12 protein-coding genes are annotated in these 15960 nt (G+C 71.5%); 2 read left to right on the forward strand and 10 right to left on the reverse strand.

Annotated elements, in window-relative coordinates; translation table 11 throughout:
- Window positions 1-176: 176 nt before the first annotated feature.
- From glmM to V5P93_RS34120, 9 genes are all read right to left on the reverse strand, one after another.
- A complete protein-coding gene (glmM, locus tag V5P93_RS34080) occupies window positions 177-1514 on the reverse strand; it encodes a phosphoglucosamine mutase (protein WP_104478011.1) in 1338 nt (445 codons plus the stop codon).
- A gap of 161 nt (window positions 1515-1675) precedes the next feature.
- Window positions 1676-2164: a 30S ribosomal protein S9 gene (rpsI, locus tag V5P93_RS34085; protein ID WP_104478308.1), complete on the reverse strand. Its 489-nt coding sequence runs from the start codon at window positions 2162-2164 to the stop codon at window positions 1676-1678.
- Between the two features lie 53 nt (window positions 2165-2217).
- Window positions 2218-2661 (reverse strand): 50S ribosomal protein L13, encoded by a 444-nt coding sequence (gene rplM / locus V5P93_RS34090; RefSeq protein WP_104478010.1) that lies wholly within the window; start codon window positions 2659-2661, stop codon window positions 2218-2220.
- A gap of 1097 nt (window positions 2662-3758) precedes the next feature.
- A complete protein-coding gene (locus tag V5P93_RS34095) occupies window positions 3759-4055 on the reverse strand; it encodes a WXG100 family type VII secretion target (RefSeq protein ID WP_104478009.1) in 297 nt (98 codons plus the stop codon).
- Window positions 4056-4114: 59 nt separating this feature from the next.
- Window positions 4115-4426 carry a WXG100 family type VII secretion target gene (locus tag V5P93_RS34100; RefSeq protein WP_104478008.1) on the reverse strand — a complete coding sequence of 104 codons (312 nt, stop codon included), beginning with the start codon at window positions 4424-4426 and terminating at the stop codon, window positions 4115-4117.
- Window positions 4427-4644: 218 nt separating this feature from the next.
- Window positions 4645-4893 carry a hypothetical protein gene (locus tag V5P93_RS34105; RefSeq protein ID WP_104478007.1) on the reverse strand — a complete coding sequence of 83 codons (249 nt, stop codon included), beginning with the start codon at window positions 4891-4893 and terminating at the stop codon, window positions 4645-4647.
- A 26-nt stretch (window positions 4894-4919) separates the two neighbouring features.
- Complete coding sequence (locus V5P93_RS34110; protein ID WP_245931147.1) at window positions 4920-6713, reverse strand: type VII secretion-associated protein; 1794 nt, start codon at window positions 6711-6713, stop codon at window positions 4920-4922.
- Between the two features lie 329 nt (window positions 6714-7042).
- Window positions 7043-11038 (reverse strand): type VII secretion protein EccCa, encoded by a 3996-nt coding sequence (gene eccCa / locus V5P93_RS34115; protein ID WP_104478005.1) that lies wholly within the window; start codon window positions 11036-11038, stop codon window positions 7043-7045.
- A 74-nt stretch (window positions 11039-11112) separates the two neighbouring features.
- On the reverse strand, window positions 11113-11838 hold the full coding sequence (locus tag V5P93_RS34120) for a hypothetical protein (protein WP_104478004.1): 726 nt from the start codon (window positions 11836-11838) through the stop codon (window positions 11113-11115).
- A 229-nt stretch (window positions 11839-12067) separates the two neighbouring features.
- Between V5P93_RS34120 and eccD the strand changes: the two genes are divergently transcribed.
- Together eccD and mycP are read left to right on the forward strand one after the other, a co-directional pair.
- The gene (gene eccD / locus V5P93_RS34125; RefSeq protein WP_245931146.1) at window positions 12068-13459 is read left to right on the forward strand and encodes a type VII secretion integral membrane protein EccD; all 1392 of its coding nucleotides are present in this window, start codon (window positions 12068-12070) and stop codon (window positions 13457-13459) included.
- Window positions 13459-14913: a type VII secretion-associated serine protease mycosin gene (gene mycP / locus V5P93_RS34130; protein ID WP_104478003.1), complete on the forward strand. Its 1455-nt coding sequence runs from the start codon at window positions 13459-13461 to the stop codon at window positions 14911-14913. The genes eccD and mycP overlap by 1 nt, the downstream gene beginning before the upstream one ends.
- Before the next feature lie 487 nt (window positions 14914-15400).
- On the opposite strand, the gene V5P93_RS34135 is transcribed toward mycP, so the two are convergent.
- The gene (locus V5P93_RS34135; RefSeq protein WP_146107954.1) at window positions 15401-15889 is read right to left on the reverse strand and encodes a YbaB/EbfC family nucleoid-associated protein; all 489 of its coding nucleotides are present in this window, start codon (window positions 15887-15889) and stop codon (window positions 15401-15403) included.
- Between the last annotated feature and the right edge of the window lie 71 nt (window positions 15890-15960).

Here is a 15960-nt window from a genome sequence, read left to right on the forward strand (position 1 = left end):
CTTGGAGGTTTCCCCTCGACCTGTCCACGCCTTGGACGCGAACCGCTGACCTGCGGTGCCGTCACTTACGCAAAGAGAAATGTACCGAGGACCACCCTTTCGGGACTGGCGAACGGCGGCATCCACCGCCCGGTCACCGGTGAGGTGGGCAACCGGGCGGGGCTGCCCGCGTCAGCTCAGCTCGCGGTCGCGACGACGGCGGCCAGGCGGTCGGCCGCGCCTTGGGCGGCCTCCTGCGTCGGCGCCTCGACCATCACCCGGACCAGCTGCTCCGTGCCCGACGGTCGCAGCAGCACCCGGCCCGTGTCGCCGAGTTCGGTCTCGACCTCGACGACCGCCGCGCTCACCTCGGGGGACGCCGCGACGGCGGCCTTGTCCGCCACCCGGACGTTGACCAGCACCTGCGGCATCTTCGTCATCGCCGCCGCCAGCTCCGCCAGGGGCTTGCCGGTGTCGGCGACCCGGGCCATCAGGCGGATCGCGGTCAGCAGGCCGTCGCCGGTGGTGGCGTGGCCGGGGAGCAGGACGTGGCCGGACTGCTCGCCGCCCAGGGCCAGGCCGGTGGCGCGCAGCTCCTCCAGCACGTACCGGTCGCCGACGGCGGTCGTGCGCAGCTTCACACCCAGGTCGCGCATGGCCACGTGCAGCCCGAGGTTGCTCATCACGGTCACCACGAAGCTGTCCTCGGTCAGCTCGCCCGCGTCGCGCATGGCCAGGGCCAGCACGGCCATGATCTGGTCGCCGTCGACGACCTCGCCCGCGGCGTCCACGGCCAGGCAGCGGTCGGCGTCGCCGTCGTGGGCGATGCCCAGGTCGGCGCCCTCGCGGAGCACGGCGGCGCGCAGGTCGTCGAGGTGCGTGGAGCCGCAGGCCTCGTTGATGTTGACGCCGTCCGGCAGCGCGTGCATGGCGATGACCTCGGCGCCCGCCTCCCGGTAGGCCCGGGGCGCGGTGGCCCACGCGGCGCCGTTGGCGCAGTCCACCACGACCTTGAGGCCGTCGAGGCGGTTCGGGGTGGCGGCCAGCAGGTGCGCGACGTAGCGGTCGTGCGCGTCGGCGACGTCGTAGACCCGGCCGACGGCGGCACCGGTCGGCCGCTCGGCGGCGCTGTCCAGACCCGCCTCGATCTCGTCCTCCAGCGCGTCGGAGAGCTTGTGCCCGCCGGAGGTGAAGAACTTGATGCCGTTGTCGGGCATCGGGTTGTGCGACGCGGAGATCATCACGCCGAGGTCGGCGTCCAGGTCGCCGACCAGGAACGCCACGCCCGGGGTGGGCAGCACGCCCACCTGCATGACGTCGACACCGGCCGCGGCCAGCCCGGCGCACACCGCGGCCTGCAGCATCTCGCCGCTGGCCCGCGGGTCGCGGCCGACGACGGCGACCGGTCGGCGCGCGCCGTCACCGGGGCGGGCGAGCACCCGCGCGGCCGAGGCGGCCACCTTGAGCACCAGCTCCGGCGTCAGGTCGGAGTTGGCGAGACCACGCACTCCATCGGTGCCGAACAGTCGTGCCATGGACTTGGAACCTCCGCGTGTGGGGATTGGGGAGCGTGTGGGTGACAGGGCGGGGGTCGACCAGTGGGACCGGTGGGACTACCGGGTGGAAAACGACCAGCGGGAGCGGCCTGTTCGAAGGTCGAACGTGCCGCTCCCGCTGGTGTGTGCCTGGGCGCAGGTCAGCGCTTGCTGTACTGCGGCGCCTTGCGGGCCTTCTTCAGGCCGTACTTCTTCCGCTCCTTGGCCCGCGGGTCGCGGGTCAGGAAGCCCGCCTTCTTCAGGACCGGGCGGTCCTCGCTGTCCAGCTCGATCAGCGCGCGGGCGATCGCCAGGCGCAGCGCACCGGCCTGGCCGGTGATGCCGCCGCCGTGCAGGTTCGCCCGGATGTCGAAGGACTCGGGCTTCTCCACGACCACCAGGGGCTCGCGGATGAGCTGCTGGTGCACCTTGTTCGGGAAGTACTCCTCGAGCGACTTGCCGTTGAGGAGGAACTTGCCGGAGCCGGGCTGGATCCGGACGCGGACCACGGCCTCCTTGCGCCGGCCGACCGTCTGCGCGGTCTCGGCGGTCAGGTGGGGCAGCGCGGGAGCGGCGGGCTCCTCGTCGGTACCGGCCTCGACCTCGGCGTCGAACTCGGGCGACTCGGAGGTGTAGACGTCGGTGTCCACGGCCTCGGTGTTCTCGGCGGTGTCATCGACCTCGGGGGTCACGACGTCCTCACTCACTTGGCGACCTTCGCAATCTCGAACGGCGTGGGCTGCTGGGCGGCGTGCGGGTGCTCCGGGCCTGCGTAGACCTTGAGCTTCTTGCCCTGGGCGCGGCCGAGCTTGTTCTTCGGCAGCATGCCCTTGACGACCTTCTCCAGCAGCCGGTCGGGGCGGGTGTCGAGCAGCTCGCCGAAGGACTGCTTGCGCAGACCGCCCGGGTAGCCGCTGTGCCGGTAGGCGAACGCCTGGTCCCGCTTGTTGCCGGTCAGGACGACCTTCTCGGCGTTGACGATGACGACGAAGTCGCCGGTGTCCACGTGGGGGGCGTAGGTGGGCTTGTGCTTGCCGCGCAGCAGCGTGGCGACATGCGTGGCGAGACGACCGAGCACCACGTCCTCGGCGTCGATCACGTGCCAGGCGCGTTCGACTTCGCCGGGCTTAGGGCTGTACGTGGGCACGGAGCTACCTCATCGTCAACATGCGTCATGGGTACCTGTGCGGGCCTCACCCCTGTACGACGCGGGTCGTACAGGGGCGCGCAACGCGGCTCGACTCGCGTTCGACCAGTCGAGCTTTACGCCCCGCGCCGCACAACAACGTAAGAAGATACCGGGTGGGTGTTGGAGGGTCAAAACAGCCCCCAGCCTGACGGCTGTGAACTGGCCCGGCGCAGGTCAGGTTCCGGCTGACCGGCCCGGGTGTTGGGCAATGGTAGCCACCGGCCGCGGACCGCCGAGCCACCACTACCGGGTGACCGCGATTGTGCTTTCGATCACCATCGGCCATTCACTGCTGAGTAACGATCCGAGCACACTCGGTCACCCGAGGCCGCGGTCCGGCACGGCGAGCCGGGCTCCCCCGCCCGGCCGGGCGACAGACGCGGCCGGGGTGAGGTGGGCATCGTCACGGACGAGCAGGGAGGCGGCCGGTTGCGGCTGGTGATCAAGATCAGGCGGCCCGCCGTCCCGGTGATGATCACTACCGACGGGGGCGCGCTCTCCCCGGACGACCGGAACCGGTCCAGCGCGGCGAGCTGTTCGGCGCGGCCGGTGCAGTCCCGCGCGTCGCCCTGGCGGCCGTCGAGGGTAGCGCGGCGGACACGAGCCGCGCGGCCACGCGTTCGTCGTGCGGGAACCGGTCGACCAGCTCGACCGGCCGCGGCACCGGCTCGGCGCCGCGGCCGGAGCGCAGCAGCCGGTCGTCGCGGTCGAGCGCGGAGAGCCCGCGGTGCCGTTCGGCGAAGTCGCGGAATTCGTTGAGCCACAGGGAGTCCAGGTCGCCGAAGTGCCATCCTCCTTGGCACAGCGCGAATGCCCGACCGAAAGGGCTGGGCGCTCCATCACGTCATCGACGTCCCCCGGGGCGACGCACCGGCGGGCGACTACCGGCCCGCGCTCACCCGATCACCCTGACTTGTCCACAGAGGACACTCCAAGCCTGGCACCCCCATCGGGGTCGCGCCCGATAGCCGATGCTCGGAACCGACTGTGCGACAAGGAAAAGCCGAGGCCCCCGGGAGCTGCTCCCGGGGGCCTCGGTGACCACTGGCGGTGACTCACGCCCAGCGGCTGGCGTTCGCGCTCTCGGTCTCCTGGTAGTTCTCGCCGGACTGGCGCACGGCGGTACCGATGGAGCCCAGGACCTGCTTCAGGTCGTCGTAGGCGGCGTCCCACTCGCGCTGCTTGGCGTCCCACAGCTCCGCGGCCTGGCCGGTGTAGCCGGCGCGCAGCGGGGCCAGGCGCGACTTGAGGTCGCCCAGCAGGGTCTCCAGCTGACCCGAGGTGGAGGTGATCGACTGGGCCGCGTTGGCGACCTCGGCGAAATTGACCTTGATGATGTCGCCGTTAGGCATTGCGGTGACTCCCTAAGTCTTTGCGGGGGGTGAAGAAGAAGGCTTGCGCCGAACGGAAATCAGCCGCCGAGGACGTTGCTGATGTTGGTCAGCGAGGAGGACGCGGCCTCTTCCTGCTGGACGTAGGCCGTGTTGCTGGCCTTGAGCTGCTCGGAGATGCCCTGCAGCGCGTCGTGCAGCTTGCGGGCGTCGTCGTCGAAGCGCTGCATGAGGGTGGCGAACGCGGCGCTGGCCTGACCCTGCCAGTTGTCGTGCAGCGGCGTGAGGTTGTTGCGCAGCGAGCCCAGCGCGTTGCGGCTCTCCTCGTTGACGTTGTCAACGTCGGTAGCGGCCTTGGCCATCTCTTCTGGCGTGATTCCGTAACCGGACATCGGGAGAAACCCCCTGGCTTGTGGTTGGGTCGCACACGTTCTTCGTTGTGTACGCCGCTTACGACGAAGACCCTGCCAGGTTTGGTTCCGCCTCGGTGGCGGTTGCCGCGATGTCGTTGCTCCCGTTAACGGTCCCGGCCGGAACCCGCAGGTGGGACGGTGTTTGACGGGTGTGACGATGTCGTCGGCGGTTCCCGTTGGTGAACGATCGCCGCAGGTCAGCCCCCGTGGAAGAGGATCTGGTGCTGCGAGAAGTCGTCGTCGTCGGGGTCGTGCGGGGCGACCGGCCGGGGGGCCTGCTCGTCGACGGCGGACTGCCGGGAGGCGTGCCGGTGCACGTCCCGGCGGAACGCCGCGCTCAGCTCGCGGCCCTCGGCCGACGCGCGGCGGGCGCGGGTCACCGCGGCGTCCAACTCGGCCCGGAAGCGCGCCACCGCGTCCGCGAAACCCTGGTTCGGTCCGGTCATCGCCCCGCCTCCCAACCCGATACCGCTCAGCCGGTCACGACCAGCGACCGCACCACGGTCCCACACGCGCTCTGCACGGCGTCACGGCCGTCCGGGGTGTACTGGCAGCCGACGCTCACCTGGAACCTACCTTGCAGCAGGACGTACCACTCCACGGTCGCGTTGTCCGCGGGCAACGACTCGCGGTAGTAGATGACGTTGCGGCCGCCGAAGCTGGTCTGCTCGGTGAAGCCGGAGAACGCCTGCCCGCCCTTCGCGTAGTCCTCGCGCAGCCGGGAGACGGCGCGGTCCCGCTCGGCGCCGCTGTCGAAGCTGAGCTGCCGCTCCTGCACGATCAGCAGGTCGGCCCCGCGCTCGGCGCCGATGGGTTTGATCTCGGTGCGCAGCAGGTTCGGGTTGCCGCCGGTCTGCCGCCAACCGTCGGGGAGGGCGAAGCGGTACTGGTAGCTGTCCACGTAGCGACCGGGATCCTGCTCGCCCGCGGGGATGAGGAAGAAGGCCGCCACACCGGCCGCGACGACGGCGACCGCGGCAGCGATGAAGATGGGCGCTTTCCGCTTCGGCTGCTTGACGGGCGCGGGAGGTGGGGGCGGCGGCGGGACGACGGCCCTGGGCGCGGGCCGCGGCGCGTCGTCCACTTTGACGGCCCGCAAGGCACCCCGGGCGACGACGGTCTCGGGTTGGTCCAGGGTCACGGGCACGACGCCGGTGCGCTCGGCGACGAGGCGGGCGACCATCGGGATCCGGCTGGAGCCGCCGACGAGGAAGACCCCCGACAGCTGACCGGGGGTGACACCGGACTCGCGGATGGCGGCGGTGGTGAGGTCGGCGGCGGCGGAGACCTGGTGGGCGATCAGGCGTTCCAGGTCGTCGCGGGTGAGGTGGGCGTCGTGGAACGGTGGCGGGAGCGGGATGTCGGTGTAGGGGTGGCGGGAGAGCGTTTCCTTGGCGTTGCGGATGTCCTGCCGCAGCACCCGCCTGCGCCGCCGGTCGACCAGGTCGCGCCCCTCGGCAAGCGCTTGCCAGGCAGCGGGATCGGCGGCGGCGGCGCCGAGGTGGTCCATGATGGCCTGGTCGATGTCGGCGCCGCCGAAGTCGGGATTGCCCTTGGTGTCCAGGACGTAGAAGGAGGCGGGACGCGCGAAGGACGCGGGCCGGGCCTGGACGACGCTGACGTCCACCGTGCCGCCGCCGAGGTCGAGCACGGCGACCGCGTCGCCCTCCTGGCCGCCCCGGGGGACACCCCACGGCTGCGCGACCCGCTGGGGCCGCTGGGTGTTCCACGGCGCCGGGGGTTGCGGGATCGGACCGGTCGCGGGCGCGGGCGGGTCCGGTCGGCGCGGCCGGAAGTTCGCGGCGTGGAAGACGGCGGCGGCGACCGGTTCCGGCACCAGCTCGAGCCGGGCCGCCAACCCGGTCGCGGCGCGGCGCAGGACCTGGGTGCGGGTGCCGCCCCAGTCGGCGGGGTGGGTGAGCACCAGCTGGTCGACCGGCGCGCCACCCGCCACCCGCCGGGCCTCGTCGACGGCCCGGGTCAGCACCGCCCGGAACACCGCCTCGACCGACACGACGACGTCACCGAGCAACAGCTGCCCGTCATCGACCCGCCGCTTCGGGTGCGGCTCGTAGCGCGACGGGTCGAGGGCCGCCTGCCGCTCCGCCTCGGCCCCCACGAACAACGCGCCGTTGGCACCCGCCCACACGGCGGAGGCGAACAACGGCCCCCCGTCGACGACCACCACCTGCGGTTCCCGCTCGTCCACGGACAGGGCGACACACGTGCTGGACGTCCCGAAGTCGACCGCCACCCGCACCGCCACAACCCGCCCCGGTTCCACTCGTAGGCCCTGACCGCCCCCATCCTCCACCCGTTCTCGCGAATGGCGCTTCCGGGGGCGGGGCGGCAACCATTGATCACCAACGGGTGGCGGAATGGTTCCCGCCATCGAGCTACCGGAATGCGGAAACCCGATCATGATCATTTCCGTTGCTCGAATGCGCGGAGGGCGAACCGGCGAACCGGCGATTCGTCGATCTCGGCGGATCGGGCAAGCGCGGGTACGGATGAGCCACGGCACGCACCGAGGCGGAAGGCGCGACCCGCCCCCGGCGGTGGCCAGGGGCGGGTCGCGGAGGTGTGGCGGGGTGGTTAGTCGGGGGAGATCCAGGCGATGTGCATGAGGGACTGGCCCACCTTGCGGCTGACCAGGGTGCCGCGGCCCGGGGGCATGGCGGACGGCTTGACCGTGCCCAGCAGGTTTCCCTCGTCCTTGCTGCCGCTGCCGACCAGACCCGGGCTGGCGATCTCGCGGAGCTTGCCGAGGATCGGGTCGAACATCGCCCGGCTCGCGCCACCGGTGCGGCGGACGGCGATGACGTGCAGGCCCACGTCCTTGGCCTGCGGGAGGAACTCGGCCAGGGGTTGCAGCGGGTTGTTCCCCTGCGGGGCCACCAGGTCGTAGTCGTCGACCAGGACGAACAGCTCGGGGCCCTTCCACCAGGACCGGTTCCGCAGCTCCTCCTGCGTCACGTTCGGCCCGGGGAGCCGCTTGAGCATCGAGTCGCGGACCGTCTTGATCACGTTGCCCAGCTGGTTGGAGGAGACCGCGTACTCCATCAGGTGGTCGGTGTTGACGAAGCCCAGCATGGTGCGCCGGTAGTCGATCAGGAGGATGACCGCTTCCTTCTTCGCGACGTAGCGGTCCATGATGCCGCGCGCGATGACGCGCAGCAGGTTGGTCTTGCCGGACTCGCCGTCGGCGAAGGCGACGAAGTGGGGTTCGGCGTCGAAGTCGAGGTAGACCGGGGCCAGGTCGTTCTCGTCGACGCCGATCGGCACCAGCCTGCTGTCCCGGTGCCCGTCGATGGCCAGCAGGTCCTCGTAGGACATCAGCTCCGGCAGCAGGCGGACCCGCGGCGCGGTGGGGCCGCGCCAGGCGGACTTGATCTTGGCGACCGCGTCCTGCACCCCGGCGGCCACCGTCTCGGTGTCGCTGGAGGTGTCGACGCGCGGCAGGCCGGTGAGGAAGTGCAGCTTGTCGCGCGACAGACCGCGGCCCGGCCTGCCGGACGGCACGTTCACCGCGACCCGACGGTCCACATCGGACTCGCTCGGGTCACCGAGGCGCAGCTCGAACCGGGTGCCGAGCAGGTCCTTGAGCGCGGGCCGGATCTCCGCCCACCGGTTGGCGGCCACGATCACGTGGATGCCGAACGAGAGGCCCTGCGCGGCCAGGTTGACGACCTGCATCTCCAGCGCCTCGAACTCCTGGCGGAAGTTGAGCCAGCCGTCGACGACGAGGAACACGTCGCCGAACGGGTCGTCCTGGACCTCGCCGCGGCGCTTGCGGTTGCGGAAGTCGGTCATCGAGTCGACGCCGAGGTCGCGGAAGCGCTGCTCCCGCTCGGTCACCAAGCTGGTGACCTCGGCGATCATGCGCCGGACCTTGTCCGGGTCGATGCGACCGGCCACGCCGCCGACGTGCGGCAGCCCGTCGAGCGAGCCGAGCGTGCCACCGCCGAGGTCGACGCAGTAGAACTGCACCTCCTGCGGGGTGTGCGTCAGCGCCATCGACATGATCAGCGTGCGCAGCATCATCGACTTGCCCGACTGCGGCCCGCCCGCGATGGCGGCGTGCCCGGCGGCGCCGGAGAAGTCGGCCCACAGGGTGTCGCGGCGCTGCTCGAACGGCTTGTCGATGATGCCGAGCGGCACCTGGAGCCTGCCGTTGGCGAAGAACCCGACCGGCGAGAGGCCGCGGTCCTCGGTGAGCTGCAGCGGCGGCAGCAGCAGGTCCAGCGAGCTGGGGTCGTTGAGCGGCGGCAGCCACACCTCGTGCGCGCCCGGCCCCTGGTTCTCCAGCCGCTTGACGATCACGTCGAGCTCGCTGACCTCGGTGCCGCCCTCGGGCTTGACCTCCGGCTTCGGCGCCTCGGCGGGCTTCTCCGGTTCCTTGGGGATCTCGACGTAGTCGGGCACGAACAGCTTCGCGCGCCGGTCGCCGGTCACCGCCGCGGCGGGCCCGGCCACCTGCCCGCCCGCGGCCCGGTACGGCCCGGACACGTAGGACGCCTTGAACCGCACCATGGTGCTGGTGTCGTACTTGAGGTAGCCCGAGCCGGGGATCGACGGCAGCTCGAACGCGTCCGGCACGCCGATCGCGGCGCGGGACTCCGCGGCGGAGAACGTCTTCAGACCGATCCGGTAGGACAGGTGCGAGTCGAGGCCGCGCAGCTTGCCCTCTTCGAGTCGCTGCGAGGCGAGCAGCATGTGCATCTGCAGCGACCGCCCGAGTCGACCGATCGCGACGAACAGGTCGATGAAGTCCGGTTTCGCGGCGAGCAGCTCGGAGAACTCGTCGACCACGATGAACAGCGCGGGCAGCGGGTCGAGGTCGGCGCCGTTCTCGCGGGCCTTCTCGTACTCCCACACGTTCTTGAAGTTGCCGCCGTTCTTCAGCGCCTCCTGCCGCCGGTTCATCTCACCGGCGAGCGCGTCGCGCATGCGGTCCACCAGGGTCAGGTCGCCCTGCAGGTTGGTGATGGTGGCGGCGACGTGCGGCGCGTCGTCGAGGCCGAGGAACGTCGCGCCACCCTTGAAGTCGACGAGGACGAAGTTCAGCGTGGACGACGAGTGCGTGGCCAGCATGCCCAGCACCAGGGTGCGCAGGAACTCCGACTTGCCGGAGCCGGTCGCGCCGATGCACAGGCCGTGCGGGCCCATGCCCTCCATGGCCGCTTCCTTGATGTCCAGCTCGACGGCCTGCCCGTGCTCGCCGACGCCGAACGGGACCCGGTAGCGGTCGCGCACCGGCCGGGGCCGCCACGCGTGCTGCACGTCGAAGGTCATCGGGTCGCCGGGGATGCCGAGCAGCTCCAGCAGCGTCGGGTTGGACAGCAGCGGCTCCTCGTCGGCGGTGTCGACGACGGAGGTGTTGACCCGGTACGGGGAGAGCTTGCGGGCCAGCGCCTCGGCCTCGGCGGTGGTCAGCGTGTCCGGCTCGGCGAACCACTCGACGCCGCTGGCGCTGCGCGCGCCGAGCCGGTCGGGTTCGACGACCAGGCGCAGGCCGCGCCGGGCGGTGAGGGTGCCGAGGGTCTCGGACAGGTCGATGAGGGTGACGCCGACCTTGCCCTCGGAGAGCAGGACGGCTTCCTCGTGGGTGACCTCGCCGTCGTCGATGATGATGACGACCTGCGGCTGGTCCGGCTGGGGCGGGGAGTTGCGGGTGAACCGCTGCCGGTCGCGGATCTCGTCGCCGAGCCACTGCTCGACCTGGGCCAGCGAGGAGGCCATCAGCCGCATCTGGCCGATGCCGTCGACCATGGTCGGGTGCTGGGTGTGCGGGAGCCACTTGGCCCACTCCCACTCGGCCTTGGCCTTGCCGGAGGTGACGACGGCGATCAGCACGTCGTCGTGGGAGTGGAAGGTGACCAGCTGGGCCAGCAGCGCGCGGGTGAGGCCGCGGGCCAGGGCCCGGTCGCCGCTGACGCCGACGGCCGCGAAGCCGCGGATCGCGACCTGGATGGGCAGGTCGGGGACGATGGAGTGGGCGCGCACGAAGCGGCGCAGCGCCAGGGTGGCGATGGGTTCGAGTTCGTCGACCGGCCCGGTCTGCGGCGGTACCAGGCGGGTGGCCAGCCGCTGGGAGCCGCGGCCGACGCGCAGGTGGCAGAAGTCGGAGTCGGACTGGCGGCGTTCCCACATGCGCCTGCTGGTGGCGATCGACCACAGCGCCTGCGGGTCGGGGTGGGTCCACTCCAGGGCGGCGCGCTGCTCCAGCGCGGCCTCGCGGGCCCGGTCGCGCATCTGGCCGAGGTAGCGCAGGTAGTCCTTGCGGTCCTCGTTCATCTCGGCCTTCTTCTGGCCGCCGCCGCGCCCGCCCATGCCGCCCGCCATCATGCCGACGGTCGACATCAGGAACATGCCGCCGAAGAGCAGGGACGTGGGCTGCCTGCCGCCCACGACGAACATGAACGCCATCATGCCCACCGACGCCACGATCATCACCGCGGGCAGCAGCTTCATCACGATGTTGCCGGGGATGACGCGGGGCACCTCGGGCGGCGGTTCCAGGTGGACCTCGCCGCCGGGCTGCCGCGGCGCGGCGAGGCGGGGCGAACGCTTGAACTGCAGCGTGCTCACCGGGTGGACACCTCTTCGACTCGACTGGCGGATGGTGGGGCTGGCTCGGGGAGAAACTACCGAACCACCGGCGGCTACCCGGCGCGTTCGGACGATCCGGCTCGGCCCGCGGCCACCAGCGCGGCGACCGCGACCAGCGCGTGCGCCACACCCAGGGTGACGACGACGGACCCGGCGCCGGTGATGGCGAGCAGGTAGACCAGCAGCGCGGTCGCCGCCGTGAGCAGCAGGTGCAGGGCGAACCGGGCAGGCCCGGCGGCGCGGCGGGCCACCATCAGGCCGGTGGCGGTGAGTAGCAGCAGCCCGCTGAACTGGAGGTGGCGGAGCGGGTCGGCGGGCAGCAGGTCGACGACCGGCCCGGTCTTGGCGTCGGGCACCAGCCCGGCGATGACCACGGCACCCGCCGTCGCGGTGGCGGCGACGCCCAGCCAGCCGTCGAGGGCGATCGGGCCCTTGGGGCGGCGGACGATCAGCGCGCCCGCGGTCAGCGCGGCGATCAGGGCCCCGATGAGCAGCGACGACGTGTTGTGCCCGCCCGCCAGGTACAGCAGGACTGTCGACGCGGCGACGGCGGACAGCGCGACCACGCCGAGCCCGAGCCAGGCCGGGGCGTCCGGCCGGGACCACACCGCGGCCACCAGCGCGACCAGGCAGGCGACACCGGGGAACAGCGCCACCGGGTGGTGCCCGGCCGCCAGGAACACCAGCACCGCCAAGGCCGCCGCGGCGACGACAGCGGGCACCGGCAGCAGCCGCGGCACGAACGCCGCGTCGCGCCGGGACGCTTCCGCTCCCGCCATGTCGTCCCCCTCGTGGGATTTCGCTCGGTTCGACGCGGAATCCGCCATCGATTTCCCGGTCGCGCCCCGCCGTGCCCGCCGACTTGGCCGAACCGCCGCGAGCGGCGACACCGGTGCGGCCATACTAGGACCGGTTCCGGCCCCGGTGGGGTGGGGACGAACAGACCTGTGGACAACTCACGGGCCTGTGGACAGCGCAGACCTGGGACAGAAGTCGAGGGGGCAGGCAGTGGCGACCGGTACGACCGTGTTCAGCCGGGTGACGGTGGTCGCGCCGAACCGGCGCATCGACGTGGCGTTGCCCGTGGACGTGGCGGTGGCCGACCTGCTGCCGATGCTGTTGAAGATGGCCGAGGAGGCCACACCGGACGGCGGCGCGCGGCACGGCGGGTGGTGCCTGGCGAAGCTGGGCGACAGCCCGCTGGACCCGAGCCGCACCCTCGGTTCGCTCGGCGTGGTGGACGGTGAGCTGCTGCAGCTGCGCAAGCGCGCCGAGAACCCGCCGCAGCCGCTGTTCGACGACGTGGTCGACGCCATCGCCGAGTCGACCCCGGACAGCTACCGCCCGTGGACGAAGCAGACGGCGAACCGCATCGGGCACATCGCGGGCGCGCTGGCGCTGCTGGTGGGCGCCCTCGCGGTGCTGATGGCCGGGCCGCTGTTCGGCGGCGGGCACCTCGGGCCCGCGGTCACCGGCGGCACGGGCGCGGTCGTCGCGGTCGCGCTGGGCGCGGTGTTCGCCCGCGGCTACCAGGCGAAGACCACCGGCGTGCTGATCGCGGCGGCGGGCGGTCTGCCGCTGGCGTTCGTCAGCGGGCTCTCGATCGTGCCGGGCCTGCCCGGCCGGGCGAGCCTGCTGCTGGCCTCGGCGCTGGTGCTGATCGTGGCGTCCGCGGCGATCATGCTGATCGGCGCGGGGATCACCACGTTCGTCGCGGCGGGCACCGCGGCGGCCCTCGGGGTGATCGCGTTCGCGGTGGCGACGCTGGTCGCGCACCCGGCGGCCGGGATCGCGGCGGGCACGGTGGCGTTCGCGCTCGGCGCGCTGTCGGTGCTGCCCCGGTTGACGATCCAGCTGGCGCGGCTGCCGCTGCCGAACGTGCCGGGCAGCGCCGAGGACCTCAAGGAGGACACCGGCTTCCCGGACTACCGCTCGATCGAGCGGCGCGCGGGCCTGGCGCACGAGTACATGACCGGCATGATCATCGGCTGCGGCGCGGCGGCGGCGATCGGCGCCGTGGTGGCCGCCGCGGCGCCGGGCCTGTGGGGCGTGCTGCTCGGTGTGGTGGCGACGCTGGTGCTGCTGCTGCGCGGCCGCACGTACGCCAACGGCAGCCAGGCGATCGCGTTGCTGGGCACGGGGATGCTGGCCGCGGCCGGGATCCTGTTCGGCTGGCTGTTCGGCGCGGACACCTTCGACCGGCTGCTGTGGGTGTTCGGCGCGCTCGTGCTGATCGGCGGCGCCGCGCTGGTGCTCGGCGTGGTGTTCCCGGAGCAGCGGTTCTCGCCACCGCTGCGGCGCACGGTCGAGGTCATCGAGGCCATCTGCATCGCGGTGGTGCTGCCGCTGGCGCTGGCCGTGATGGACCTGTACGCGACGCTGCGGCACGTGTCGTTCTGATGCGCCGCACCGCAAGCAGGCTCGCGGCCTCGATCACCGTCGCGGCCATCGCGGTCGCCCTCCCGTTACCCGCGGCCGCGCAACCGTCCTCCCAGCCGTCGTCCCCCGCGCCCGCCAAGCCGGACTCCATGGCCAAGCCGCCGCCGCTGCCCGCGGACTTCCCCCTGCCCGGCGGGACCGACCCGGACACCAAGTACAACCTGGCCAACGAGTGCATCGGGTCGCTGAACCAGGGCACGGACCTGAAGAACAAGCCGTGGGGCCAGCTGCAGCTGCGCTTCGACGAGCTGCACCACTTCGCCACCGGCAAGGGCCAGGTCGTCGCGGTGATCGACACCGGGGTCAAGCAGCACGCGTACTTCGGCGGCCGGGTGCTGCCCGGCGGCGACTTCGTCATCCCGGACAAGCGCGGCCTCGAGGACTGCGACGGGCACGGCACCGAGGTGGCGGGCATCATCGCGGCGAACCCGCCCGCGGGCAGCGACATCGGGTTCAAGGGCATCGCGCCGGACGCGCAGATCCTCTCGATCCGCCAGTCCAGCGCGAACTACAAGGGCAACCGGCCGACCGCGGCCAAGCCCGAGGGCGAGGACCTGCCCGCGGGCACCCTGGAAACGCTGGCCAAGGCGGTCGTGTCGGCGGCGAACCAGGGCGCGTCGGTCATCAACATGTCGGTGGACAACTGCCGGCCGGTGGCCAGCGGGCCGATCACCGAGGCGGAGAAGCAGCTGCAGGCGGCGCTGCGGTACGCGTTCGAGCAGAAGAACGTGGTGCTGGTGGCGTCCGCGGGCAACACCGGTGAGCACGGTTGCCCGGACCAGCGGAACGGGATCGACCCGAATCGACCGACGCACATCGTGACGCCGCCGTGGTTCTCGGACTACGTGATCTCGGTGGCGGCGATGAACCGGAACGGGGACCCGGCGGAGTTCTCGGTGCAGGGGCCGTGGGTGACGGTGGCGGCGCCGGGGACGGACATCATTTCGCTGGACCCGGCTACGGACGGGCTGGCGAACATGCAGGTGCTGCCGGGGAACAAGCAGGTGTCGATCCAGGGGACGAGTTTCGCGGCGCCGTATGTGGCGGGGCTGGCGGCGTTGATCCGGGAGCGGTATCCGGAGTTGACGGCGAAGCAGGTGATGGAGCGGGTGAAGTTGTCGTCGTCGCACCCGGCCGCGCCTGGGGGGCGGGACAACCTGGTGGGGTACGGGATGATCAATCCCATTGGGGCGTTGACGACGTTGATCCCGAGCGAGCAGGGGGTGGCGGCGGATCCGGCGTTGGATGTGCGGGCGGTGATGCCTGCGCCGGAGCAGAAGGACTGGACGCCGATGCGGGTTGCGTTGGTGGGTGCTGGTGGTGGGGTGCTGTTGTTGTTGTTGACGCTGTTCGTGGTGCACACGGTGCGGCGGAATCGGCCTGGGGCGCGGAAGGAAGTTCGGGGTTCCGCGTAGGGCTTTGGTTTGGCTTTGCTGGGCGCGTTGGGTTTGTCCGGCTGTTCGCGGAAAAGATGTGGGGCCTCGATTGGGCGAACTTGCTTTGCGCGGGGCCCCTTCGAGCCTGCGGTGGGGAAGAGCGGTGGGAGGGGCAAGCCCACCCCACCCGCGGGACAGCTTGGCAGGCTCGTCCCCCCACGCAAAGCAAGCCCACCCAATCAAGGCGAATGGTGGGGGCGCGTTGCGTTCGGTGGTGGGCTGGGATTCTGCGGCGGTTACGGGGTGGGCCCGGCATGGCCAAGTCGCGTCGAAGTGAGACGGGCACGCGGACACCGGTTGCGGGATGAGCCCGGCTTAGCCAAGTCGCGTCGAGGTGGGTGAGGGCTGGGATCTGGCGGCGGTTGCAGCGGTGGCTCGGTTCGCCTGTCCCTTCCCTTCTGTTCCTTCCGTCTGCCCTTCTTTGCTGTCCGCTCGTCTGCCCCGAAGGGCTGATCCGAACAGCCGTTCAGAACTGGTCGGGGTTGTCGAAGACTGTTCGGAAGGCGTTGGCGTCGAAGGAATCCAGGTCGTCGGTTGTGGTCGGCGGCTTGGGGGTGGGGGTGGCCGGGGTGTCGCTTTCGCCGTCTACGTCCGGGAATTGGCGGGCATAGGCGTCGGCGGTCGTGGCGATGCTGGCGGTGTCCTCCGGGACCCGCTCCCTCATCAGGCCGACCACCTTGTCCCCCAAGGTCGCCTGCGCGCGTTGGATGGCGCGCATGATCTCGCCGGAGAGGGTCGGGCCGCGCATACCCGAGAGTTGTTCGGGTAGTTCCAGCGCTGTCACCACGCCCGCTCGGTTGACCGTGACCCGGACGTCCCCGCCCGCCGCCTCCCCGGTGCCCGTGATGGAGTCCATCTCGGTGTTGAGGCGTTGGTAGGTCTCGGCTTTCGCGCGGACCTGGGTGGCCCACTCGTCGATCTGGCGCTCCATGTCCGCGGGTCCGGTCGATGGCACGGCGCTGTCCTTCCTGGGCCAATCGGGGTGGATCGACGAGAACGGCCCCAGTATGCCGCAGCCGCTTCCTA

Origin of the sequence: Actinokineospora auranticolor, assembly GCF_041897805.1 — a bacterium.
GTDB lineage: Bacteria > Actinomycetota > Actinomycetes > Mycobacteriales > Pseudonocardiaceae > Actinokineospora > Actinokineospora auranticolor.